This window comes from Pseudooceanicola spongiae (genome assembly GCF_014899185.1).
Lineage (GTDB): Bacteria > Pseudomonadota > Alphaproteobacteria > Rhodobacterales > Rhodobacteraceae > Pseudooceanicola > Pseudooceanicola spongiae.
In genome coordinates this window covers 3,404,516-3,428,335 of the sequence record NZ_CP045201.1, presented here as the reverse complement: position 1 = coordinate 3,428,335, position 23,820 = coordinate 3,404,516, and the positions used below count along the sequence as shown (strand labels likewise).

Genomic DNA, 23,820 nt, shown 5'->3' with positions numbered 1-23,820 from the left:
TGTTTATGTCCCGAGGGCCGCGATAACTGGTCCCAGCCATCCGAGCCACTTCGGGAAGTGAGCGGCAAGCGCAAGCAGCGCGTCGGCTACAAAGTCGGTTTGATGCAGCTGGTCACTGACGGCCTCCAGATCCCGGATGTTTTGGGAGATCGGAGGTCCTGCGGGCGCCGCTATACTGACCTCGTCCAGATAAGCCGTCCATGCGGGGAAGCGCCGCAACATGATAGGGATCATCGCAGCAAAGGCACTCAGATCGCCTCCGGCTTCCTCCATGAGCAGGCTTTGTCTGCGTCGCTCATGCTGCACTCCTCCCTGCCCCGGCCCTACGTTGGAACGCTTTGCCTGTGCCCACAAGGGCGGTGCGGGGAATTTAGACGCGCGCGGCGGGGTGCGCGCCGTGCAAGGCCGCCATACCTTGTGTTTGCGCCAAGCCCGCGGCTATCTGGGGCTCAAACGCCTCGGAAAGGGACTCCATGCGCGACGACCCCAGCGACCAAGAGCTTGTTTCCACGGCGCAAAAGCTGGTGGGAGGGTTGCTCGCCACGGTGGTGGTCTTTGTCATTCTGCGCAGCTGGTTCAGCTGGTGGGGGTTTGACGCCATCGCCAATTGCGGCACCGTTCTGGCGATCGCCCTGCTGACGCCTCAGGTGCGCTGGTCGCGCCAGATCTTCGTCGTGCTGGCGCTGGCGCTGGCAGCCTACGCCTGGATCGCGGACCCGGGAGAGGCGGCGGCGGTGCTGGGACACGCATTGGAACGGGCGAGCTTCATCCTCGCGTTCTTCTGTGCGCTGGCGACGCTGCGCCATACGGCCGAGATTTCGGAGGCGATCACGCGGGCGGCGGTGTTTCTGGCGCAACAGCCTCCGGGGCGACGCTATTCGGCGCTGGCGCTTGGCGGGCAAACCTTTGCGCTGGTGCTGAACTACGGCTCGATTTCGCTGCTGGGGAGCATGGCGCGCTCAAGCGCGGCGCGCGAGCCGGACGCCGAGGTGCGCGCGATCCGCACGCGGCGGATGCTGCAGGCGGTGCACCGGGGCTTTGCCGCCAGCCTGATGTGGTCGCCGCTGAGCTTTGCCATCGTGATTTCGACCAGCGTGGTACCGGGGGCGAGCTGGGGCGCGATTCTGGTGCCCTCGCTGGGGTCGGCGGCGCTGCTGACGGGGATCGGCTGGGCGCTGGACAAGGCCTACAAGAGCAAGCTGGCGCCGGGGCGTGTTCCGGTGCGCGACCGCTCGCATGACGATCACGCGCGGGTGCTGTTGCCGGTGCTGTGGCTGCTGCTGCTGATCGCCGTGCCGGTGATGGTGCTGCATGTGACGACGGGGCAGTCGGCCTCGCTTTCGGTGCTGAGCGTGGTGCCGGTGGTGGCGGGGCTGTGGCTGCTGATCGGCGTGCCGGTGGGGGCCCGCACGCGCCACCTCGGCGGCCATGTCGGGGCGTTTGTGTTCCGAGAGCTGCCGGCGTTTCGCGGTGAGATCGTGCTGCTGAGCATGGCCGGGTTTCTGGGCAGTGGCGCGGGGGCTCTGCTGGCGCCGATGGTGGCGGCCAGCGGGCTGGACCTGTCTGCGGTGCCGGTCTGGGTGCTGTTGCTGCTGCCGGTCTGGCTGATCCCGCTGGGCGGTCAGGTGGGGATGAACCCGATCCTGTTCGTGTCGCTGTTTGGCCCGCTGCTGCCCGCGCCCGAAGTTCTGGGGATTTCTCCGACGCCCATGGTACTGGCGCTGACGGCGGGCTGGGCGCTGGCGGGGGTGACCTCGCCCTTCACGGCCTCGGTCATGCTGATCGCGCGGCTGGGGGATGTGACGCCCGCCGATGTCAGCCTGCGCTGGAACGGGCTTTTCTCGGTGATCTGCGCGGTGGTGCTGTCGGTTTGGGTGTTGCTCTGGGTGTGAAGGCGGGGTGACCCCCGCCCCTGCGCATTACAGATCGAAGGTCGCCAGGACCGGGGCGTGGTCGGAGGGCTGCTCCCACCCGCGGACATCGCGCAGCACGCGGCTGGAATGCGCCGCGCCTGAGATATCCGGCGTCGCCCAGATGTGATCGAGACGGCGGCCCTTGTCGGCAGCGTCCCAGTCGGGCGAGCGATAGGACCACCAGCTGAACAGGTTGCCCTCGGGGATGTCTTGGCGGGTGATGTCGACCCAGGCGCCTGCGTCCTGCACCTGCGCGAGATGCTCGACCTCGACAGGGGTATGGCTGACGATCTTGAGCAGTTTCTTGTGATCCCAGACGTCATCGGGCCGTGGTGCGATGTTCAGATCACCGACGAGGATCGCCTTTTCCGGGCGCTCTGCGTGGAACCAGTCGCGCATCTCGGTCAGGTAATCGAGCTTTTGGCCGAACTTGTCGTTGATCGTGCGGTCGGGCTTGTCGCCGCCTGCGGGGACGTAGAAATTGTGGATGGTGACGCCATTTTCCAGCCGCCCCGCGATATGGCGGGCATGGCCGAGCGCGGCGAAATCCTGAGCGCCCGTCTCCTCGATCGGCAGTTTCGACAGGATGGCGACGCCGTTATAGCCCTTCTGGCCACGGGCGATCATATGGGCATACCCCAGCTCGCGGAAGCGTTCGATCGGGATCAGGTCGACCGGGCTTTTGCATTCCTGCAGGCACAGAACGTCCGGCCCGGCGCTTTCCAGCATTTGACAGACCAGCGCTTCGCGCAGGCGGATCGAGTTGATGTTCCAGGTGGCGAGGGTAAATGACATGGTGTTTTACTTGCCTTATTCGGGTCGTGGCGCTTGGTCTTCGGGGTATCATCCGCCACCAGGCAAGGAAAGCGACCCGTTTCATGACAGGCCCCATGCTGAGCCTCGCACGGCTGATCGCGCTGCCCGCAGGCCATACGCCGCACGCGGTCTGAACGCGCCCGCCGGGGTCACCCTCAGCGCGACACAGGACGGCCGGCTGGGTGACGCGGCGGCTGAGGCGCAGGTCATCGGGATTTTGAGACCGCCTGCCTTGGTGGCGGCGCGCGTCTAGGCCACCGGATGTGCCTATAAAGGCTATTGATCAAAAAAAACCCGGACCAAAGGTCCGGGCAAGTCCAACAGGGAGGTACATATCAAACCCGGATATGTGCGGGGTGGTTCCACAGGAACATGCTACAAACATACATTCCCCGTAGTCCACTGGGAAGTAAGGAAAACCTTACGCGACCAGCCGATATCCGCCACTTTCAGTGACCAAAAGCCGTGCATTCGAGGGATCAGGCTCAATTTTTTGGCGCAACCTATAGATGTGCGTCTCCAAAGTATGTGTCGTCACGCCTGCATTATAGCCCCAGACCTCATGCAGCAGCACGTCGCGTGCCACCACACCGTCAGTTGAGCGATAGAGATATTTCAGGATGTTGGTTTCCTTCTCCGTCAGACGAATCTTCTTCTCGTCTTCGGTCACCAGCACCTTCATGGACGGGCGAAAGCTGTACGGCCCGAGCTGAAAGACGGCGTCTTCGCTCTGTTCATGCTGACGCAGCTGGGCGCGGATACGGGCCAGCAGCACAGGAAACTTGAACGGCTTGGTGACATAATCGTTCGCCCCGGAGTCCAGACCCAGGATGGTATCGGCATCCGAATCGTGCCCCGTCAGCATCAGCACCGGGCTCTTCACGCCCTGCTTGCGCATCAAACGGCACAGCTCGCGGCCATCGGTATCCGGCAGGCCAACGTCCAGAATCACCAGATCGAACAAGCCTTCCTTGACCTTCTGCATGGCACCGGCACCGGTTGACGCCTCGAAGACATCGAAATCTTCGGTCATCACCAATTGCTCGCTCAGCGCCTCGCGCAGGTCATCATCATCATCGACCAGCAGTATCTTTTTCATTTGTGGCATTGAACAGCCCTCCATCCGGCTCCCGTCTGACATGGAGGGCGTTCACGTCTTCGACAAGATTTGCGACAAAAGCCTCACGCTCTCGTGTTGCCTGCGCGGGATATGTTTCAAACCCGACACGCAGGGGCTAAGTATGAACGCCTGTGACACCGCCCTGCCCGATGGATCCTGCCATGTCCCTTGCCCCTGAGATCACCGAACGCATCGCCCGCGCGCGCACCGATTTGCGCATGGGTCTGCCTGTCGTGCTGCTGGACGGGACGCGCGCGGCGCTGGTGCTGGCGGCCGAAACCCTCAGCCCGGAACGCCTCGCCGATCTGCTGGCCCTGCCCGGCACCCCGGTGCTGGCGATCACCGCCCGGCGCGCCGAAACGCTGAAAGCCCGCCCCTATGACGGCGACCTCGCGCGCCTGCCGCTGCCCGCCGACGCCAGCCCGGCCTGGGTCAAGGCGCTGGCCGACCCGGCAGACGACCTGCGCCATCCCATGAAAGGCCCGCTGATCGCGCTGCGCGATGGCCCGGCAGACCTGCACCGTATCGCCCTGAAGCTCACCAAGTCCGCCCGTCTTCTGCCCGCCGCCCTGCTGCTTGAGCTTGAAAACGCCCGCGATTTTGCCGCTGAACATCACCTGACCACCCTGCCCGCCGGCGCCACCAACAGCCTGCTCGACACCGCCAGCCCGATGCATCCCGTCGTCTCGGCCCGCCTGCCGATGATCGCCTCGGACGCGGGCCGGGTGCATATTTTCCGCCCCGAAGACGGCGGCGAGGAGCACTACGCGATCGAGATCGGCCGCCCCTCGCGCGACAAGCCGGTGCTGGCCCGCCTGCACTCGGCCTGCTTCACCGGCGATGTGCTCGGCTCGCTGAAATGCGATTGTGGCCCGCAACTGCGTGGTGCCCTGGCCCAGATGGGGTCCGAAGGCGCAGGCGTCCTGCTCTACCTCAATCAGGAGGGGCGCGGCATCGGCCTCGCCAACAAGATGCGCGCCTATTCCCTGCAGGATCAAGGCTTTGATACGGTCGAAGCCAACCACCGCCTCGGCTTTGAGGATGACGAGCGCGACTTCCGCCTCGGTGCCGAGCTGCTGCAGCGCATGGGATTCAAGCAGGCCCGCCTGCTGACCAACAACCCGAAAAAGATCGACATGCTGCAGAAGAACGGCGTCGAGGTGACCGAACGTGTGCCCCTGAAAGTCGGCGAAAACGCCTTCAACCGCGCCTATCTCGCCACAAAGGCGGCAAAATCGGGGCATCTGCTGTGATTCTGCGCCTGACCCCGAGGGGCCTGCGCCTCGGCACCACGACCTACCCCTGCAGCATCGGTCGCGGCGGCATCCGCACAGACAAGGCCGAAGGCGACGGCGCCACCCCCACCGGCACGCATCGCATCGCCGAACTCTGGTACCGCGCCGACCGCATCGCAAAACCAAGCCCCTGGGCCCGCGCCATCGGCCCCGCAGATCTGTGGTGCGACGCCCCGGATCACCCCGACTACAACCACCACGTCACAGCGCCCTTCCCGGCCAGCCACGAACGCCTGCGCCGGGCCGACCCGCTCTACGACCTCATCCTGACACTGAACTGGAACTGGCCCGACGCGACGCCCCACAAAGGCTCGGCCATCTTCCTCCACCAATGGCGCCGCCCGCGCTTTCCAACCGAAGGCTGCCTGGCCCTGCGCCGCGATCACCTGCATGCGCTCGCCCGTCACCTCAAACCCGGCACCCGGATCCGGATCAGCTGACGCCTCCCTGTCATCTTGCCCGAAATACTTCGGGGGACTCGCCGCCAGGCGAGGGGGGCAGCGCCCCCTCCCCGCTCTCAGTCGCGCGCCCCGAAAATCGCCGAGCCGACCCGCACATGCGTCGCGCCAAAGCGGATCGCCTTCTCGAAATCCCCCGACATGCCCATCGACAAGCCGTCGAGACCGTTGCGCGCAGCGATCTTGGCCAGCAGCGCGAAATGCAATGCCGCCTCTTCCTCGACCGGAGGAATGCACATCAGCCCGGCGACCGGCAGAGACAAGGCCCGGCACTCCGCAACAAAGGCATCGGCCTCGCCCGGAAGCACCCCGGCTTTCTGCGGCTCTTCGCCGGTGTTGATCTGCAGGAACAGCGCCGGGCAGCGGCCGATCTCATCGGAGATACGGGCGATGGTCTGGGCAATCTTGGGGCGGTCGACGGAATGGATCGCCTCGGCCAGATCCATCGCCTGACGCACCTTGTTGCTCTGCAACGGGCCGATGATATGCAAGGAAATCGCTTCAAATTCCTCGCGCAAACCGGGCCATTTGCCGGCGGCTTCCTGCACGCGGTTCTCGCCAAAGACGCGCTGGCCCTCTTGCAGCACCTCGCGGACACGTTCGTCCGCCTGCATCTTGGAGACAGCGATCAGCGTGACGGTGGCCGGGTCGCGGCCAGCCTCGTCACAGGCGGTTTGAATACGGGTGCGGATCTCGGTCAGGGACATGGGCAGCCTTGTTGAACAAAGGGATCAGGTGGCGCCAAGGAACATCAAACCGGGACAAAAGAAAAGGGCAGGTCAAACGACCTGCCCCTTCCAATCACATTCACACTTCTGAAATCAGAAGCGGAAGTTGATGCCGAAATCTGCTTCGGTTTTGTCGTCGTCGGTGCCGTAGATGCCGCCAACCAGGTTAACGCCGCCGCCGAGTGCGTAGGAAGCGTCGACACCCAGGCCAGTTGCCGAGTCAACACCAGCAGTGTCGGAGTCGAAGTAGGTCAGGTAGCCGCCAACGGTCAGGCCCGAAGCAACGTCGAAGTGTGCTGCAACTGCGTAACCACCACCAACGCCGCCAGTGCCGTTCGTGCCATCGTTGACGTACGAAGCGTTGAAGGTCGCGGTGCCAACGGTGCCGCCAACTGCGACAACCCAATCAGTCGTGTAAGCGTCGCTGTCCTGGCCGCCGACGCCGAAGGTGTAGCCAGCGAAATCGTAGGACACGTATGCGTCGGTCGCTTGAGCTTCGGTGTCATAGGACAGGTGAGCGTTCAGGCCGCCCATTGCGTAGGTCAGTGCGAGGCCGGTCGGCGAAGCGCCGCGCGAAGCGTAGCCCGGGCCGTCCAGGAACGAGGTGAAGTTCTGCAGGCCGATGTTGCCGACTGCCAGGTTCGCCATCGAGTCGAGTGCGTACTGAACGTTACCGACGGACAGTTCCAGGCCACCGGACTGGATGAACATCTGTGCGGCGTTTACGGTGCCAGCTTTAGTCTGACGGACGTAGCCAGGTGCGCCTGCGTCGTTGCCGGCTTTGTCCTCTTCCGAACGCAGACGGTAACGGCCACCAACGGTCAGGCCGTTGTCGGTTTCAGTGGTGCCGACGACGTCAAGCTGGAAACGCTGTTCCAGGTAGGTGATGTCGGTGCCGGCTGCGTCGTCATAGACGACGCCGAAACGGCCGAAGCCGGACCATGCGACGTCAGCGGAAGCTGCGCCTGCAACCATTACCAGCGCGGTCGACGCGATGAGAATCTTTTTCATTGTTTTTCCCTCGATTTATCAGTCTGCCCCAAAACGGAGCATCCGATTTGGGTATGAGAAGTCTTTCGCTCTTTTCACCTTTGCATTGCAAGCTTACCGCTCCCCCCCCGTGCACGCGCCGTCCGAAATGGTGCAAAGCTGCCACAGTCATCCTGTCCGGTCGGTAGAAATCCCCCGGAAAGCTGCGGGAATTCATCCTTATACCTGCTCACCACCGCAAGACGCGGGCCGGGCATCGCCGCAATCGGGCAAAGAGACTCACACCTTAAAGGCGCAGAGAGACTCACCTGAAAGCGTCGGTTTTGCGGCAAACCCTCCTGATAGGGGCCGGCACGTCTTATAGGGGCGGGCTTTTTGCGGCTTTGCGCGGTCATTTACGCCGCGCTTCGGCGGAGCGGTGCAGGCCGCCCCCCTGTTTGAGCAAAGAACCTTGCCCCCTATCGCCCGCTTCGATAGATCGGAGGGGAAGTTTGGAACGGGGCTAAAGCATGACGTCTACTCGCGCATTCAGGTTGTCGGCCATCGCAGGTCTTTTCGCGCTCGCCGCCTGCGGGGCAACGGGGCCTGAGGGCAACGTCGAGGACGGCGGAAATTCCGGTGGCCAGAAGGTCAACATTCAGAACGAGCGGGATTTCGGCAAGGGCGGCAAGATCTGGGACGCCTTCAAGCAGAACGATGATGGCACCAAGGTCGCCGTGAACCGCTATCTCTGGAACGCCTCGCTGGAAGTTCTGGATTTCCTGCCGATCCAGTCGATCGATCCGTTCACTGGCGTCATCTCGACCGGGTACGGCACGCCTCCGGGCGGTGGTCGCTCCTACCGTGCGACGGTCTATATCTCGGACCCGGCTCTTGAGGCCCGCTCGCTGAACGTGGCGCTGGAAACCTCGGGCGGCCGTGCGGTCGACGCAGGCACACAGCGCGCGGTCGAAGATGCGATCCTGACACGGGCGCGTCAGCTGCGGGTCGGTGACCGCAAGTTCTAAGGCATAACAGCTGATCTGATGCGAAGGCGCGGCCCTGCGGGGCGGCGCCTTTTTCACGACCGGGCGGGAAGGCTGAGGGATTCGACCCAAGCGATCTGCGCAGGCAGGCAGTGCGTCTTCAGGTCATAGTGTGCGATGACATGCGCCCGTGCCGCCGCGCCAAGCCGCGCCCGCGCCGCAGGATCATCCGCCAGCGCCGCGACTTCGCGCACCAGCCCTGCCCCATCAAAGAAGTCGACCAGCTGCCCCGTCTCGCCATGGCGCAGCACCTCGCGCACCGGACCGGTGTCTGAGGCGACGATGGCCGCGCCGCTTGCCATCGCCTCTAGCAGCGACCAGCTGAGCACGAAGGGGTAGGTCAGATAGACATGCACCCGCGCGACCTGCAGCATGGCGCGAAAGTCATCATAGGGAATGCGGCCCAGAAAATGCACCCGCGCCCAGTCGGCGTCGGGGATCTGGCCGCGCACCTCGTCGATATAGATCTGCTTCCAGGTCTGCCCCTGCGGCGCCTGCGCCCCGTAGGAGACACCGTCGCCCCCGACGATCAGCACCTGCGCCTGCGGCCGCGCGGCCAGCAGCGCAGGCAGGGCGCGCATGAAGACATGGTAGCCGCGATAGGGTTCGAGGTTGCGATTGACGAAGGTGATCACCTCGTCCGCGCGGGTCAGGCGGCGGCCCGTCGGCAAGGTGAAACCGGCGTTCGGATCGGGACGCAGTTGTTCGGTATCGATACCGTCATGCACCACGCTGATGCGGTCACGAAAGCCGGGCGGAAAGGTATCGGCCTGAAAGGCGGTCGGGCTGAGGCCTGCAGTCGCGATATCAAAGTGCAAATGGTTGTTGATGTTTTTCATGCGAATACGCAGCGGCTCGGTCGCCTCATTGGCGCGGCGGAATTCGGGATCAAAGCCGAGGTGGGGGTAGCCGGGCAGATGATAGAGCTCGCAATAGATGCCCATCCGCGCCTCAGGCCAGACATCGCGCAGAAACAGCGATTCGCCCCAGCCGGGGTGCGCAATGATGACATCAGGGCTGAAGCCAGCGTCGCGCAGCTTGCAGGCGGCATGAAAGCAGGCCTCGGCGCGGGTCACCTTGCTGTCCATGTCCGTCATCCATAGATGCAGCGCCTGGCGGCCCTTGCGCGCCACCGCATAGGGCAGCACCTGCACGCCGTTCCAGGCCACCACCTCGTTCACGCGCAGGGTCAGCGCCTTGACGTTGTGGCCACGCGCCGCCAGAGCGCCCGCAAGGTGCTTGAACTGGCCGGGAAAGTTCTGATGTATAAAGAGGATCTTCACGTGCCGTCCCTTCACTCTCACACCCATTTACACAGGCCCATCCCCGCTTGCAAAGCAGCCAGATCTGCGAAGTTTCGCTAAATCGCTGGACCCTTGGCGCGCGCGGCCCTATCAACCCGCACCGAAACTAACGTCAAATGAACACCATCCGCACGAGCCGAGAGGGAGCGTCCATGTCGCGCTATTCCGCAGCCGAGATCGAACCGAAGTGGCAGAAAGCCTGGGAAGACGCCAATGTCTTCAAGGCGCCGCTGGCACAGGACTTGCGCGACAGCGACAAGCCCAAATATTATGTGCTGGAGATGTTCCCCTATCCGTCAGGGCGCATCCACATCGGCCACGTGCGCAACTACACCATGGGCGACGTGATCGCGCGCTACAAGCTGTCGACGGGGCATAACGTGCTGCATCCGATGGGCTTTGACGCCTTCGGGATGCCGGCCGAAAACGCCGCGATGGCGAATGGCGGCCACCCCAAGGACTGGACCTATTCCAACATCGACACGATGGTCGCGCAGATGAAACCGCTGGGTTTCGGCCTCGACTGGTCGCGCATGTTCGCCACCTGCGATCCGGAATACTACGGCCAGCAGCAGGCGCTGTTCCTTGATTTCCTTGCCAAGGATCTGGTCTATCGCAAGAACGCCGTGGTCAACTGGGACCCCGTCGACATGACCGTCCTTGCCAATGAGCAGGTCGAGAACGGGCGCGGCTGGCGTTCGGGTGCCGAGGTGGAGCGGCGCGAGCTGACGCAGTGGTTCTTCAAGATCTCCGACTACTCGGAAGAGCTGCTTGAGGCGCTGGATACCCTCGACAACTGGCCCGCCAAGGTCAAGCTGATGCAGGCCAACTGGATCGGTCGGTCGCGCGGTCTGCAATTCGCCTTCTCCACCGTCAACGCGCCCGAGCATTTCGACCGCATCGACGTCTACACCACCCGGCCCGATACGCTGGCCGGGGCGTCCTTTGTCGGCATCTCGCCCGATCACCCCCTCGCGAAAGAGCTTGAGGCCGGATCAGCCGAGGTCGCGGCCTTCTGTGCCGAAGCGCGCCGTGGCGGCACCACCGAGGAAGCCATCGAGAAGGCCGAAAAGATGGGCTTCGACACCGGCATCCGCGTGCGTCATCCCTTTGATACCGCTTGGGAGTTGCCGGTCTATATCGCCAACTTCATCCTGATGGATTACGGCACCGGCGCGATCTTCGGCTGCCCGGGGCATGACCAGCGCGACCACGACTTCGCCAAGAAATACGACCTGCCTATCGTCGAAACCTTCGCCCCCCTTGAGGGCGAGATCGACATTCAGGCCGCCCCCTTCGTACCCGCGAAAACCGAAAAGGTCCGCTATACCCGCCTGATCGCGGGTGAAGAGGAGCAGACCGGTGAAGAGGCCGTCAACGCCGCCGTCGATTTCTGCGAATCCAACGGTGTCGGCCATGGCGTGACGAAATTCCGTCTGCGTGACTGGGGTCTGAGCCGTCAGCGTTATTGGGGTTGCCCGATTCCGGTCGTGCATTGCCCTGACTGCGGCGTCGTGCCCGAGAAGAAAGAGAACCTGCCGATCCAGCTGCCCTACGACGAAGACGGCACGCCGATCGACTTTTCGATCCCCGGCAACCCGCTCGACCGGCACCCGAGCTGGCGCGATTGCGCCTGCCCCGAGTGCGGCCAGCCGGCCAAGCGTGAAACCGACACGATGGACACCTTCGTCGACAGCTCGTGGTACTACACCCGCTTCACCGCGCCCCATGCGACGACGCCGACCGATATGGCTGAGGCCGCCTACTGGATGAACGTCGATCAGTACATCGGCGGCATCGAGCATGCGATTCTCCACCTGCTCTACTCGCGCTTCTTCTCGCGCGCGATGCAGATCACCGGCCACCTGCCGGAGTCCGCGAAAGAGCCCTTCGATGCGCTGTTCACCCAAGGCATGGTGACCCACGCGATCTACCAGACCCGCAACGCGGAAGGTCGTCCGGTGTATCACTACCCCGAGGAAGTGACCCTGCGCGACGGCAAGGGCTACCTGGAAGATGGCCGCGAGGTGGAGATCATTCCCTCCGCCAAGATGTCGAAATCCAAGAACAATGTCGTCGACCCGGTGCAGATCATCCAGCAATACGGCGCCGATACCGCGCGCTGGTTCGTGCTGTCTGACAGCCCTCCGGAGCGAGACGTCGAATGGACCGCTTCGGGGGCCGAGGCCGCGTCCAAGCACCTCGCCCGGGTCTGGCGTCTGGCGGCGGAGCTCGACGCCGATGCGCCTGCTGATGCCACCGAAGACACCGCCCTGCTGCGCGAGATGCACAAGGCGATCCACGACGTGACGCTGGGGGTCGAAAGCTTTGGCTTCAACGCCTCGATCGCGCGGCTCTATGCCTTCACCAACGCGGTGCAGAAATCGAAAGCGGGCGCCGAGGCGAAGCGCACCGCGACCCGCGCGCTTGCCCAGCTGATGTCGCCGATGACGCCGCACCTCGCCGAAGAGATGTGGCAGATCCTTGGCGGCGAAGGCCTCGTGGCGCATGCCCCCTGGCCCGTCGCGGACGAGGCGATGCTGGTCGATGATGTCGTGACCCTGCCGATCCAGATCAACGGCAAACGCCGGGCGGAAATCGACGTACCGGCGGATATGGACAAGGCAGAGGTTGAAAAACTGGCGCTGGCCCATCACGCTGTGATCAAGGCGCTGGATGGAGCCACGCCGAAGAAAGTCATCGTTGTTCCGGGGCGGATCGTGAATGTGGTCATCTGACCGACGTAACCTGTTGAAACTGCTGGTCGCAGCGCCCGCTCTGGCGGCGCTGTCGGCCTGCGGTTTCACCCCTGCCTTCGCCCCAGACGGCGGCGGCAACCGCCTGCTGAACGCGACCCGCCTGCCCGATCCCGACTCAGGCGACAGCTACCAGCTGGTGCGCGATCTGGAACAGCGGCTGGGCCGGGCGGAAAACCCGGTCTACGATCTGGCGATGAAACTGAACGTGACCGAGTCCGCTCTGGCGATCACCTCCAACGGCAATACCGCGCGCTTTAACGTGCTGGGCGACCTCAGTTACACCCTGCGCGACATCGCCACCGGCACCCAGCTGGGCGCGGGCAAGGTCAGCAACTTCTCGGGCTATTCGGCCACGGGCACCACCGTCGCCACGCAGGCCGCACAGCGCGATGCGCACAAGCGGCTGATGTCGATGCTGATCAACATGCTGGTGCCGCGCCTGATCACCGATGCCGCGCGCGCGCCGCAAATCCCGGCCCCCGCAGCCGTGCCCCCTGCGCCCCTGACGCCATGAAGCTCGCCTCGCGCGACATCGCCCGCTACGCCGCCCGCCCTGAGGCAGACCGCCTCGGCGTGCTGCTCTATGGGCCTGACGCGATGCGGATTTCCCTGCGCCGACAGGAGATGGTCGCCGCCCTTGTCGGCCCGATGGGCGAAGAGGAAATGCGCCTGACGCGGATGAATGCCTCAGAGCTGCGCCGCGACCCCGCCGCCCTGATCGACGCCATCAAGGCCCAGAGCTTTTTCCCCGGCCCCCGCGTCGTCTACCTTGAGGGCGCGACCGAACTGCAGTCGCCCAACATCCTGCCCGCCATCGAGGACTGGCAAAAGGGTGACGCCCAGCTGATCATCACTGCCGGCCAGCTCAAGCCGACGTCGAAACTGCGCAAGGCCTTCGAGGGCCACAAGAACGCCTATGCCTGCGCCATCTACGACGATCCCCCCAGCCGCGAAGAGATCGAGGCGACGCTGAACAAGGCGGGTCTGACCAAGCTGCCCCCCGACGCGCTGCGCGACCTCTCGGCGCTGGCGCTGGCGCTGGACCCGGGCGATTTCCGCCAGACCGTCGACAAGATCGCGCTGTATAAATTCGGCGATGACACACCCCTGACGGCCACCGAAATCACCCTCTGCGCGCCCGCCAGCACCGAGGCGGACATGGACGATATCCTGCATATCGTGGCCGAGGCCCGCAGTGCCGAGATCGGCCCGATGATGGCCCGTTTGCAGGGGCAGGGCGCCAGCGCCACCGGCCTCTGCATCGCCGCGATGCGCCATTTTCGCACGCTCTACACCATCGCCGCCCACCCCGACGGCCCCGGCGCGGGCATCGGCAAGCTGCGCCCGCCGATGTTTGGCCCCAGACGCGACCGTATGCTCAATCAGGCGCAGGGCTGGGGCGCCAACCGGCTGGAACAGGCGCTGAGCCTGATCACCGACACCGACCTGACCCTGCGCTCGGCCGGGCGCAGCGCGCCGGATATGGCGCTGGTCGAACGCATGCTGATCCGTCTCGCGATGATGGGGCGCAGCCGCTAAGCGCCGCCACGTTTCGCTGGCTTTTCTGGCCAAGGTGCGCTGTTCTTCCGCCAAACTCTGGGAGGAGAAAATCATGTACAACGTCATCGGCAGCGCCAACAATCGGACCTTTCGCGTCATCTGGATGCTGGAGGAGCTGGGCCAGCCCTATCAGCGCACCCACGCCCACCCACATGACGCGAGTCTTGCGCCGCACACCCCCCTCGGCAAGCTGCCGGTGCTGCTGGTGGACGGCCAGCCCCTGACCGACAGCGCGGCGATCCTGACCTATCTCGCCGACAAGCACGGCGGCCTCACCGCCTCTGCGGGCACCATCGCCCGCGCCCGGCAGGACGGCGTCACCCACCAGATCCTGGACGAGATCGAAGGCCCGCTCTGGACGGCGACACGTCACAGCTTCATCCTGCCCGAACAGCACCGCGTGCCCGCCATCAAGGAGTCCCTGCGGTGGGAGTTCGCGCGCAGTTGTGAAAAGCTTGCGGTGCGGATGCAGGGCGAGTTCCTGATGGGCAATGCCTTCAGCGTGCCTGATCTGCTGGCCGTGCATTGCCTCGACTGGGCCACTTCGGCGAAATTCCCGGTCGAAAACCCGGTCCTGCTCGATTACGCCACACGGGTGCGGGCGCGCGACGCCTACCGCGCCACCCGCGCTTCGGAAAAGGCGATGGCCGCCTAGACCCCGGCAAACGCCGCTGCGTGGCGGCCCGCCCAAAGGCCCGTCGCCATGCAGCCCGTCAGCAGATAGCCCCCCGTCGGGGCCTCCCAGTCCAGCATTTCTCCGGCTGCGAAAACCCCGGGCCGGTCCCGCAGCATCAGCCCCGCATCCAACGCCCCGGCCCGCAGCCCTCCGGCGGTCGAGATCGCCCGCGCCATGTCCTGCGGCCCCTGCAGCGGCACCCTGAGATCCTTCAGCACGGCCGCCAGCGCCATGGGGTCCTGCGGCAAAGGCCGCGCGCATTCCTGCAACAGCGCGCGCTTGGCCCCGTCCAGCTTCAGCCCCTTGCGCAGCCGGTTCGAAAGGCTGTCGCCCGCCTTGCCCTGCGCCAGCCGCGCCGCGATATCCGCCAGCGTATGGTCGGGCAGCAGATCGACCCGCAACTCCGCCCCCTCGCGCAGCAGATGCGCCAGCGCATAGATGCCACCGCCCTCGAGACCCTCCCGGCTCAGCACGATCTCACCGCGGCTTTCCTCAGCCCCCGCCCGCAACACCACCGCCTTGATCGGCGCGCCAAAATGCGCCGCCATATGATCCGACCAGTTGACCCGAAAGCCGCAGTTCGCCGGCTGAAACGGCGCCACCGGCCCGACGTGCCGCGCCCATGCGCCGTCAGAGCCCAGCCGAGGCCAGCTCGCCCCGCCCATCGCCAGCACCGTCACGTCGGCACCCACCTGCACCCTGCCCTCCGGTGTGGCAAAGACCGCCGCGCCCCCGTCCCAGCCCTGCCAGTCCCAGCGGGTGCGCAAGGACACGCCCGCGCCCCCCAGCCGCGCCAGCCAGGCCCGCAACAGCGGCGAGGCCTTCATCCCCACGGGAAACACCCGCCCGGTCGAGCCGGTGAACATCTCCACCCCCAGCGCCTCGGCCCAGCCGCGCACCTCGCCAGGCCCAAAAGCCTGCAACGCCGGGCGCAGCCACTCAGCCCGAAAGGCGGCAATGAAATCCTCGCGCGCCTCGTCCTTGGTCAGGTTCAGCCCGCTCTTGCCGGCCATTAGAAACTTGCGCCCCATGGTCGGCATCTTCTCGGCCACGGTCACAGCCAAACCCGCCGCCGCCAAGGCCTCGGCCGCCATCAACCCCGCCGGGCCGCCCCCGATCACCAGCGCCTGCCGCATTCCCGCACACCTTCTTCTTGCTCTCATACTCCGGGGGAGTCGGCTCTGCCGACGGGGGCAGAGCCCCCTTTTCAACACCCTTCAGATACTGGCGCAGACATCCGCCTTGTCCAAACGCCGCCCCGACAGCCTCAGATCATCCGCTTGATCGCCGCCACATGGGCCGGGTCGGCGGCCATGACATCCGCCGCCAGCGTACGCGCCGCGTCCACCACATCGCCCTCGACCACCCGGTCGATCAGACCAAAACCCAACGCCTCCGCAGCCTCGATCCGCGCGCCGCACATCAGGATCAGCTTGGCCCGCGCCGGACCGACCAGCGCCACCAGCCGCGCCGGGTCCGAGGGCTGCGGCAAAAAGCCCAGCCGCATCACGGGATAGAACACCCGCGCACCCGGCACCGCGATCCTCAGATCGCAGGCCAGTGCCATCCCCATCGCGCCACCGGCCAGCGTGCCGTTCAGCGCCGCAATGGTCAGGCCCTGCACCACGGCCACCGCCGTCGACAGCCGCTCCCACAGGGGCGAGACGCCAAGACCGTCCCGCGCGGCCTCCAGATCGGCCCCGGCGCTAAAGACGCGGCCTGCCCCGGTCAGGATAACCAGGTGAGCCTCCTCAAGGTTCTCGAAGACAACGCAGAGCGCCTCAAGCATCTCGGGCGTCAGCGAATTGGCCTTGTCGGGGCGGTCGATGGTGACCAGCCACTGCCCCGAGGCCAGTTCCTCCTGCTGGATCACGCGCCCAGGCCCAGACGCGCACGCAGCGCCTCATCGCGCAGCGAAAGCTCCTCGCCCAAATGCGCGTCCGAGGCCGCATCGCACATCCACAACAGCGCCATTGCAGGCCATTCGGCGGGCACATGGGCCTCCCAGTCAAGCGTGCTGACCGCATTGACGCCGCTGGCCTTGATGTCGCGCTGCATCTGCGTCGCCACCGTGCCGGGGCTGAGGCCCATGACGCGCAAGCCATGCTCGACCCCTTCAAGATGGGCGGATTTCGTCAGCATCGCCGCCCCGGCTTTTGAAGCGCAATAGGCGCTCCAACCCTCCAGAGCGTTATGCGCCGCCCCTGAGGAAACGGTCAGGATGGTGCCGCCGCCAGCCGCCATCATCACCGGCATGGCCGCGCGCATCCCATTGAAAACGCCCTTGATATTGACGTCGATCACATGGCCCCATTCGTCGGGGTCGGCCTCGGCGAGGCTGACGATCGGCTTCAGTATCCCGGCGTTGTTGATCAGCACATCCAGACGGCCGAAGGTCTCGACCACCTTGTTCACAGCGGCCTCGACCTCCCAGTAGCGCGAGACATCGCAGGGAATCGCCACCGCCGAGGGGCCGATCTCTCCCGCCAGTGTCGCGATTTCCTCGTCGCTGCGCGCCAGCAGAACCACCGTCGCCCCCGCGTCTGCAAAGGTCCGCGCCGCTGCGGCACCGATCCCGCGGCTGGCCCCGGTGATCATCACTGTCTTTCCCGTCAGATCCGTCATCTGCTGTCTCCTTATGAGGCGGCGCACCGCAACCGGCGCGCCTTTGCCCCAGAGGTATCGAAGCCGCTGGCGGCGGTCCACCCCCGCCCCCCGAAGTCCGCCGATGCCCCACTGGCCGCAGTGCGATTGCTTGACCCGCACAAGCAGAGCGGCGACAACACGGAGTGCCATGAGGAGTTACCGATTTGTCCGTTCGTATTCACGTCGCCGTCAGCTGTCTTGCTCTTAGCCAAGCATTTGCAAACCCTGCATTTTCCCTGACCCCTGATGACGTGTGGAGCGATTGGCAAAGCGCCTTCAGCGACTCCGGTCTGGGGATTGAGGCCGATGTCCTGCGCAGCGCCGGGACGCTGAGCCTGACCAACATCGCCCTGACCCTGCCGGGAGAGAGTGGCGAAGCGCCCGCGCAGGTGACGCTGGGTGAGATCACACTGGCCCCTGCTGCCGATGACAGCGTGTTGATCTCGTTGCCGAATTCCGCGCCCTTCCGGATCAGTTCGCCGACGTCCGACCTTGCCGGCAGCTATGGCCAGCAGGGGTTTCGCATGATCGCCAGCGGCGTGCCGGGGCAAACCCGGTACACCTACGATGCGCGGGCCTTCAACGTCAGCCTCGAAAGCATCACGAATCGCAGTGCCACCGCATCGCCGGAGCAGCTGACGCCCCCCATCACCCTGCGCGCAACCGAGCCGAAGGGGCAGGCCGACCTGAGCCTTGGCGACACCATCCGTATTCTGCAGACCTCGGATATTGCTGGCCTCGCCTTTGATCTGCAGATGAGCGAGCCGACCGTCGGAGATGTCGCCTTCAGCTTTGCCGTGAACGACATCAGCTCGTCCTCGCAAAGTCAGATCGACACGGCGCTGGTCCGTCAGGACGGCCTGCAATCCGCGCGTCAGGTGACCACCGAGCAGAGCTTTGCCTCTGCCAGCCTGGCGTTCAGCTTCAAGGACGAGACCGACTCCGTGAACCTGCAGTCGCACAGTCAGGAGGGCAGAGGCACCGCCCGAATCGATGCGGATGCTTTCAGCTACGACGCCTCGGCCCGCAACGTGACGCTGGCCCTTGCGGATGCGGATCTTGGCTTTCCACTGGAAACCTCGGTCGATCAGGTGACGTTTCAGGCCACGGGGCCGACCATGGCGCAGGACGAGACCGCGCCCTTCAGCCTGGCTCTGAGCTTGCAGAGCATGAACGTGCCCGACGCGATCTGGGCGATGTTCGATGCCGCCAACAAGTTGCCGCATGACCCGATGTCGCTGGACCTCGCCCTGTCCGGCGCCGGGCGTTTCAACGCGCAAAGCGAAGAGCCCGAGCTTGACCGGCTGGCCATCGACCGCTTTGCCCTGACCGGGATCGGCGCGGAAATCACGGCGCAAGGGGCCTTTGACACGGACCTCTCGCAGCGCAGCCGCCTTGGCAATTACCCCAAGTTCAGCGGCCAGATCGACCTGACTGCCAAGGGCGTCATGGGCGTGCTTGAGACGCTGAGCGACAGTGGCATCCTGCCGCCGCAGTTTGTTTATGGCGCGGCGCTTTATGCCGGGATGCTGGCGCGTCAGGTCTCGGGGCCTGACGATCTGGCCACCACGGTGATCATCACACCCGAGGAAAAGGTCATGATCAACGGTCAGGTCATCTCGGAATAGGGCTGCCGGGGCGGCTGACGGGCCCTGCGCCCCTCAGCCGCCTTGATCCGCGCCCCCCCAGCGGCTAGGTCAGGAACAGTTTTCCTTGAGGGGTTCCCATGTCGCAATCACTGGCCGATCTCACCCATAAGCTGCTGGAGGCCGCGCGCGCGGCCGGGGCGGACGCGGCAGATGCTCTCTCGCGCCAAGGCAGTTCGCTGTCGATCGACGTGCGCGGCGGCAAACTGGAACACGCCGAACGCGCCGAAGGCTTTGAGGCCGGTCTGCGCGTGTTCGTCGGCAAGCGTCAGGCCTGCGTCTCCGGCTCCGACAGCCGCTCCGAGACCTTCGCCATGATGGCCGAACGCGCCGTCGCCATGGCCCGCGAGGCCCCCGAGGACGCCCATATCGGCCTTGCCGACCCCGACCAGCTGTCGGCGCGACGCGACGCCGAAGGCCTTGAGATGTACGACCCCGCGCCCGAACCCGACCCCGCCGCCTTGCAGGACGACGCCATGCGTGCCGAGGCCGCAGCGCTGGCCCAGGACGGCATCAGCCAGGTCGAAGCCTCTGCCGGATATGGCGCGAGCGAGGTCTACATGGCCGCGACCAACGGCTTTTCAGGCAGCTACAAACGCTCGTCCCGCTCGACCTCCTGCGTGGCGATTGCCGGTACCGGCGCCGGGATGGAGCGCGATTATGACGGCGATGGCCGGATTTTTCAGGCCGATCTGCGCAGCCCGGATGAAATCGGCGCACTGGCCGCCGAGCGTGCGTTGCAGCGCGTCGGGGCGACGGCGCCGAAAACCGGCTCCTATCCCGTGCTGTTTGATGAGCGTGTCGCGGTCAGCCTGATCGGCCATTTGCTCGGCGCGGTCAATGGCGCGGCGATTGCGCGCGGCTCGTCCTTCCTCAGCGATCGCCTTGGCGAACAGGTGCTGCCCGAGGGCATGTCGCTGGTCGAGGACCCGCTGCGCGTGCGCGTCGGCAACTCCCGCCCCTTTGACGCCGAAGGCCTGACCACAAGGCGGCGCGAAATCGTCTCGGACGGCATCCTCACCGGCTGGACGCTGGACCTTGCCACCGCGCGCAAGCTCGGCATGGCCTCGACCGGGAATGCGGCGCGGGGTCTGTCCTCGCCGCCCTCGCCGTCGAACTGGAACTTGTCGCTGAGCATGGGCGAGGCCAGCCGCGCCGACCTGATGGCGCAGATGGGCACCGGGCTGCTGGTCACTTCGATGATCGGGTCCACCATCAACCCCAACACGGGCGACTATTCCCGGGGGGCTGCTGGCTTCTGGGTCGAGAACGGCGAGATCGTCAAGCCGGTCAACGAATGCACCATTGCGGGCAACCTGCGTGACATGCTGCAGCGGCTGATCCCGGCGAACGACGGCAAGACATGGCGCGCGACAGTGGTGCCTTCTCTGCTGGTCGAAGGGATGACGATTGCAGGGTCCTGAGACCGCCACCAATGACCTTGATCTGCTGATCGACGCCGCCCTTGCCTCGGGCGAGATCGCGCGCGGCTTTGCTGAGCGCGGCTATCAGACCTGGGAAAAGCCCGACGATCAGGGCCCGGTGACCGAGGCGGACCTCGCCGTCAATACCATGCTGCACCGCGAGCTTGGCAGCGCCCGCCCCGGCTATGGCTGGCTGTCCGAGGAAAGCCCCGATGACGACGCGCGCCTGACCCAGAACCGCGTCTTCATCATCGACCCGATCGACGGCACCCGCGCCTTCGTCAACGGACGCGAGACCTGGGCGCATTCGCTGGCCGTGGCCGAAGCCGGGCAGATCACCGCCGCCGTGGTCTATCTGCCGATGAAGGACCGCCTCTATGCCGCCACGCGCAGCGGCGGCGCCACGCTGAACGGCGTGCCGATCCTGTGCACCGGAAAGGACGCGCTCTCTGGTGCGACGGTGCTGGCGGCGCGGCCCAACTTCGACGCCGCCAACTGGCGTGATAGCGTGCCCGATTTCACCCGCGTCTACCGGCCCTCGCTGGCCTACCGGCTGTCGCTGGTCGGGCAGGGGCGTTTCGATGCCATGCTGACCCTGCGCCCGAGCTGGGAATGGGACATCGCCGCCGGGTCGCTGATCGTCTCGGAATCCGGGGCCATCGCCTCGGATCGGATCGGCGCGCCGCTGCGCTTCAACAACCCGCGTCCCCTGCTGAACGGGGTCATCGCTGCCGGGCCCAGCCTGCACGAAAAGATGATGGCCCGGCTAGCGCCGCGTGGCCCGCACAAGCCCGGTTCTGCGCCAGACGACCCCGGACTGCCGCCACAGCGCGACTGAAGCGGCCCCTGAGACGCGCAAAGCCGCTTGCATTTGCCCCTTCCCCTTGACCCTGCGGGCCAATCTGCGCAGGTTGCCCCCATCAATTTCGGGCCTCACCGCCCCTCGTCAACAGGAGCCTGCCCATGGCGCAACGCCTTCACCTCGTCTTCGGCGGAGAGCTGGTCGATCCGGCGAAAAACGTGTTCCGCGATGTCGATGACATCGATATCGTCGGGATGTTCCCCAATTACGCCAGCGCCTTCGACGCCTGGAAAGCTGCCGCGCAAAAGACCGTGGACAACGCCCATATGCGCTATTTCATCGCCCATATTCACCGCCTGCGCGATGAAGAGGTCGAAGTCTCCACCACCGAGGAACTGGGTCACTGATCCGACATGGGGCGCGCTGCCGGTTTTGCGGCCTATAAGGCACTGACCCGCCGTGCTGCGCGCCCGCAGACGGCGGGTGCAGTCCCTGCACGCCCGCGCGGCGTGCTGATCTGGATCCACTGCCCGCTGGCCGCCCGCCAGAAAGCGGCCGAGCAACTGGCCAGCCGCCTTATTGCGCAGGACGAAGGCTATACCATCCTGCTGACCTTCACCGAGGGCGGCACCCAGCCGCCGCTCGACGAACCCGGCCTGATCTATGGCGACCTGCCCGAGGATGACAGCGCCGCCGTCACCGCCTTTCTCGATCACTGGCGCCCGGATCTGCTGATCTGGCTGACCGGCTATCTGCGCCCGGTGCTGCTCCATCAGGCGCGCCGTCAAAATCTGGCCATGCTGCTGGCCGAGGCCGAGGAAGACGCCTTTGACGAACCCCGCTGGGGCCTGCGCGTCGGCCAGAGCCGCCGTCTGCTAGTGGGCTTTCATACCGTGCTTGCCAGTTCGGCCAATACCGCGCGCAAACTGCAGCGCCATGGTGTCGAGCAGGCGCTGATCGAAATCACCGGCCCCCTGCAGGAAGGCGGCTGCGCCCTGCCCTGCGATGACGCCCTGCGCGATGACCTCGCCGCGGGTCTGGCTGGTCGCCCGATCTGGCTGGCCGCCATGGTGCAGCTGGATGAGCTTGAGACGGTGCTGGATGCCCACCGCCGCGCCTCGCGCCTTGCGCACCGCCTGCTGCTGGTGCTGGTGCCCGCCCGCGCCGAGGATGCCGAAGTCATGGCCGAAACCCTGTCGCGCGAAGGCTGGCGCGCCCTGCGCTGGTCCGAAGACGAAGCCCCGCGTGAGGAAACGCAGATCCTGCTGACCGACAGTCCCGAAGAGATGGGCCTGTGGTATCGCCTCTCGCCCATCACCTTCATGGCCGGATCGCTGAAGCGCGGCATGAAGGGGCACGACCCCTATGCGCCTGCCGCCCTCGGGTCGGCCATCGTCTACGGGCCTTTCGTGTCGCGCCATATCGCCGCCTACACCCGCCTCGCCCAGGCCGGAGCCGCCCGCATCGTGCGCGATTCCGACGGCTTGCAAAAGGCGCTCTCGCGTCTGATCGCCCCCGATCAGGCCGCCACCATGGCCGCCGCCGCCTGGCAGGTCGCCACCGACGGCGCCGAAGCCACGGACCGTGTGGTCGACTGGATTCGCGCCGAGCTCGACATGGCAGGCAAGCGCTGATGCAGACGCCCGGCTTCTGGTTCACCCCGCCCGACCGACCCACGCTGCGCGCCCGCCTGCTCTCGCCGCTGGGTTGGCTCTATGGCCGCGCGACCGCAAGGCGTCTGGCACAGGGCACGCCAACCGACCCCGGCGTGCCGGTGATCTGCATCGGCAACCTCAACGCAGGCGGCACCGGCAAGACGCCGACCGCCATCGACCTGCTGATGCGCCTCAGCGCGCGCGGCCTGACCCCGCACTTCCTGTCACGCGGCTATGGCGGCAGCCTGACCGGCCCGACCCGCGTCGACCCGACCCGCCACAGCGCCGCCGAAACCGGCGACGAGCCACTTCTTCTCGCCGCCTTCGCCCCCGGCTGGGTCGCGCGCGACCGCGTCGCAGGCGCCCGCGCCGCCGTGGCCGCAGGTGCGGATGTCATCGTGATGGACGACGGCTTTCAGGACCCCTCGCTCACCAAGGCGCTCTCCATCGTCGTGGTCGACGCAGCAAAGGGCTTCGGCAACGGCTACTGCCTGCCCGCCGGCCCCCTGCGCGAACCCGTTGGACCCGGGCTCAACCGGGCAGATCTTCTGCTCTCGATCGGTGACCCGCAGGCCCAGTCCAGCTTCGCCAACACCTGGGGGCCGCACATCACCTTGCCCCACCTCACCGGCCACCTCGCGCCGCTGCAGACGGGGATGGACTGGCAGGGCCTCGACGTCCTCGCCTTCGCTGGCATCGCCCACCCGGAAAAGGTCTTCGCCACCCTGCGCGCCCTCGGCGCCAACCTCCGCCATGCCGAGCCTCTGGCCGATCATCAGCCCCTGACAACCGCCCTCCTCACCCGGCTGGAGCGTGACGCCGCCGCCCTCGGCGCGCAGCTGGTGACCACCGAAAAAGACGCCGTGCGCCTGCCGCAAAGCTACCGCCAGAAGGTGCTGACCCTGCCCGTCCGCCTCGCCATCGCCAACGCCACCCCCCTCGACACGGCCCTCGACCGCCTCTTCCGCGACACGCGCCGCGCATAGAAAAAGGGGCGCGAACG

General features: G+C 65.8%; 23 protein-coding genes. 14 read left to right on the top strand and 9 right to left on the bottom strand.

The window, feature by feature from the left end:
• Positions 1 to 3: 3 nt before the first annotated feature.
• A complete protein-coding gene (locus F3W81_RS16115; protein WP_193080213.1) occupies positions 4 to 273 on the bottom strand; it encodes a hypothetical protein in 270 nt (89 codons plus the stop codon).
• Between the two features lie 200 nt (positions 274 to 473).
• Between F3W81_RS16115 and F3W81_RS16110 the strand changes: the two genes are divergently transcribed.
• A complete protein-coding gene (locus F3W81_RS16110) occupies positions 474 to 1,892 on the top strand; it encodes a hypothetical protein (RefSeq protein WP_226941713.1) in 1,419 nt (472 codons plus the stop codon).
• Between the two features lie 27 nt (positions 1,893 to 1,919).
• Here the strand turns inward: F3W81_RS16110 and F3W81_RS16105 are convergent, their stop codons facing one another.
• Together F3W81_RS16105 and F3W81_RS16100 are read right to left on the bottom strand one after the other, a co-directional pair.
• Positions 1,920 to 2,708 (bottom strand): exodeoxyribonuclease III, encoded by a 789-nt coding sequence (locus F3W81_RS16105; RefSeq protein WP_193080212.1) that lies wholly within the window; start codon positions 2,706 to 2,708, stop codon positions 1,920 to 1,922.
• A gap of 442 nt (positions 2,709 to 3,150) precedes the next feature.
• Entirely contained in the window at positions 3,151 to 3,837 is a 687-nt protein-coding gene (locus tag F3W81_RS16100) for a response regulator transcription factor (RefSeq protein WP_193083943.1), read from the bottom strand.
• A gap of 173 nt (positions 3,838 to 4,010) precedes the next feature.
• Between F3W81_RS16100 and ribA the strand changes: the two genes are divergently transcribed.
• Positions 4,011 to 5,102 (top strand): GTP cyclohydrolase II, encoded by a 1,092-nt coding sequence (gene ribA / locus F3W81_RS16095; RefSeq protein WP_193080211.1) that lies wholly within the window; start codon positions 4,011 to 4,013, stop codon positions 5,100 to 5,102.
• Positions 5,099 to 5,584: a L,D-transpeptidase family protein gene (locus F3W81_RS16090; protein ID WP_193080210.1), complete on the top strand. Its 486-nt coding sequence runs from the start codon at positions 5,099 to 5,101 to the stop codon at positions 5,582 to 5,584. The genes ribA and F3W81_RS16090 overlap by 4 nt, the downstream gene beginning before the upstream one ends.
• Before the next feature lie 77 nt (positions 5,585 to 5,661).
• Here F3W81_RS16090 and F3W81_RS16085 read toward each other — a convergent pair whose 3' ends face one another.
• Positions 5,662 to 6,309: a YggS family pyridoxal phosphate-dependent enzyme gene (locus F3W81_RS16085; protein WP_193080208.1), complete on the bottom strand. Its 648-nt coding sequence runs from the start codon at positions 6,307 to 6,309 to the stop codon at positions 5,662 to 5,664.
• A 114-nt stretch (positions 6,310 to 6,423) separates the two neighbouring features.
• Complete coding sequence (locus F3W81_RS16080) at positions 6,424 to 7,341, bottom strand: porin (protein ID WP_193080206.1); 918 nt, start codon at positions 7,339 to 7,341, stop codon at positions 6,424 to 6,426.
• Between the two features lie 488 nt (positions 7,342 to 7,829).
• Here F3W81_RS16080 and F3W81_RS16075 point away from each other — a divergent pair, with 488 nt between their 5' ends.
• On the top strand, positions 7,830 to 8,327 hold the full coding sequence (locus F3W81_RS16075; protein WP_193080204.1) for a DUF3576 domain-containing protein: 498 nt from the start codon (positions 7,830 to 7,832) through the stop codon (positions 8,325 to 8,327).
• 53 nt (positions 8,328 to 8,380) lie between these two features.
• Here the strand turns inward: F3W81_RS16075 and F3W81_RS16070 are convergent, their stop codons facing one another.
• On the bottom strand, positions 8,381 to 9,628 hold the full coding sequence (locus F3W81_RS16070) for a glycosyltransferase (RefSeq protein WP_193080202.1): 1,248 nt from the start codon (positions 9,626 to 9,628) through the stop codon (positions 8,381 to 8,383).
• A gap of 173 nt (positions 9,629 to 9,801) precedes the next feature.
• Here F3W81_RS16070 and leuS point away from each other — a divergent pair, with 173 nt between their 5' ends.
• From leuS to F3W81_RS16050, 4 genes are all read left to right on the top strand, one after another.
• Positions 9,802 to 12,387: a leucine--tRNA ligase gene (leuS, locus tag F3W81_RS16065; protein ID WP_193080201.1), complete on the top strand. Its 2,586-nt coding sequence runs from the start codon at positions 9,802 to 9,804 to the stop codon at positions 12,385 to 12,387.
• Positions 12,374 to 12,922 carry an LPS assembly lipoprotein LptE gene (lptE, locus tag F3W81_RS16060; protein WP_193080200.1) on the top strand — a complete coding sequence of 183 codons (549 nt, stop codon included), beginning with the start codon at positions 12,374 to 12,376 and terminating at the stop codon, positions 12,920 to 12,922. Before leuS ends, lptE begins: the two co-directional genes overlap by 14 nt.
• Complete coding sequence (gene holA / locus F3W81_RS16055) at positions 12,919 to 13,947, top strand: DNA polymerase III subunit delta (protein WP_193080199.1); 1,029 nt, start codon at positions 12,919 to 12,921, stop codon at positions 13,945 to 13,947. Before lptE ends, holA begins: the two co-directional genes overlap by 4 nt.
• A 73-nt stretch (positions 13,948 to 14,020) precedes the next feature.
• On the top strand, positions 14,021 to 14,623 hold the full coding sequence (locus tag F3W81_RS16050; RefSeq protein ID WP_193080198.1) for a glutathione S-transferase family protein: 603 nt from the start codon (positions 14,021 to 14,023) through the stop codon (positions 14,621 to 14,623).
• Here F3W81_RS16050 and F3W81_RS16045 read toward each other — a convergent pair.
• The 3 genes from F3W81_RS16045 to F3W81_RS16035 all read right to left on the bottom strand — a co-directional run bounded on the left by F3W81_RS16045 (position 14,620) and on the right by F3W81_RS16035 (position 17,269).
• Positions 14,620 to 15,780, bottom strand: a complete 1,161-nt coding sequence (locus F3W81_RS16045) for a TIGR03862 family flavoprotein (RefSeq protein WP_193080197.1) — start codon at positions 15,778 to 15,780, stop codon at positions 14,620 to 14,622. The two genes, F3W81_RS16050 and F3W81_RS16045, sit on opposite strands and share 4 nt — an antisense overlap.
• A 131-nt stretch (positions 15,781 to 15,911) precedes the next feature.
• Positions 15,912 to 16,514, bottom strand: a complete 603-nt coding sequence (locus tag F3W81_RS16040) for an enoyl-CoA hydratase/isomerase family protein (protein WP_193083941.1) — start codon at positions 16,512 to 16,514, stop codon at positions 15,912 to 15,914.
• A complete protein-coding gene (locus F3W81_RS16035; RefSeq protein WP_193080196.1) occupies positions 16,514 to 17,269 on the bottom strand; it encodes an SDR family oxidoreductase in 756 nt (251 codons plus the stop codon). The genes F3W81_RS16040 and F3W81_RS16035 overlap by 1 nt, the downstream gene beginning before the upstream one ends.
• A 185-nt stretch (positions 17,270 to 17,454) precedes the next feature.
• On the opposite strand from F3W81_RS16035, the gene F3W81_RS16030 reads away from it, so the two are divergent.
• The 6 genes from F3W81_RS16030 (at position 17,455) to lpxK (ending at position 23,803) form a co-directional block, all read left to right on the top strand.
• The gene (locus F3W81_RS16030) at positions 17,455 to 18,918 is read left to right on the top strand and encodes a DUF2125 domain-containing protein (RefSeq protein WP_193080195.1); all 1,464 of its coding nucleotides are present in this window, start codon (positions 17,455 to 17,457) and stop codon (positions 18,916 to 18,918) included.
• A 98-nt stretch (positions 18,919 to 19,016) separates the two neighbouring features.
• Positions 19,017 to 20,360, top strand: coding sequence for a TldD/PmbA family protein (locus tag F3W81_RS16025; protein WP_193080193.1), 1,344 nt, complete (start codon positions 19,017 to 19,019; stop codon positions 20,358 to 20,360).
• The gene (locus tag F3W81_RS16020) at positions 20,347 to 21,198 is read left to right on the top strand and encodes an inositol monophosphatase family protein (RefSeq protein ID WP_193080191.1); all 852 of its coding nucleotides are present in this window, start codon (positions 20,347 to 20,349) and stop codon (positions 21,196 to 21,198) included. The genes F3W81_RS16025 and F3W81_RS16020 overlap by 14 nt, the downstream gene beginning before the upstream one ends.
• A 125-nt stretch (positions 21,199 to 21,323) precedes the next feature.
• Positions 21,324 to 21,569, top strand: coding sequence for a DUF4170 domain-containing protein (locus tag F3W81_RS16015; RefSeq protein ID WP_193080189.1), 246 nt, complete (start codon positions 21,324 to 21,326; stop codon positions 21,567 to 21,569).
• A 6-nt stretch (positions 21,570 to 21,575) separates the two neighbouring features.
• Entirely contained in the window at positions 21,576 to 22,796 is a 1,221-nt protein-coding gene (locus tag F3W81_RS16010) for a 3-deoxy-D-manno-octulosonic acid transferase (RefSeq protein ID WP_193080188.1), read from the top strand.
• Positions 22,796 to 23,803, top strand: a complete 1,008-nt coding sequence (gene lpxK, locus F3W81_RS16005; protein ID WP_193080186.1) for a tetraacyldisaccharide 4'-kinase — start codon at positions 22,796 to 22,798, stop codon at positions 23,801 to 23,803. The genes F3W81_RS16010 and lpxK overlap by 1 nt, the downstream gene beginning before the upstream one ends.
• Positions 23,804 to 23,820 lie beyond the last annotated feature (17 nt).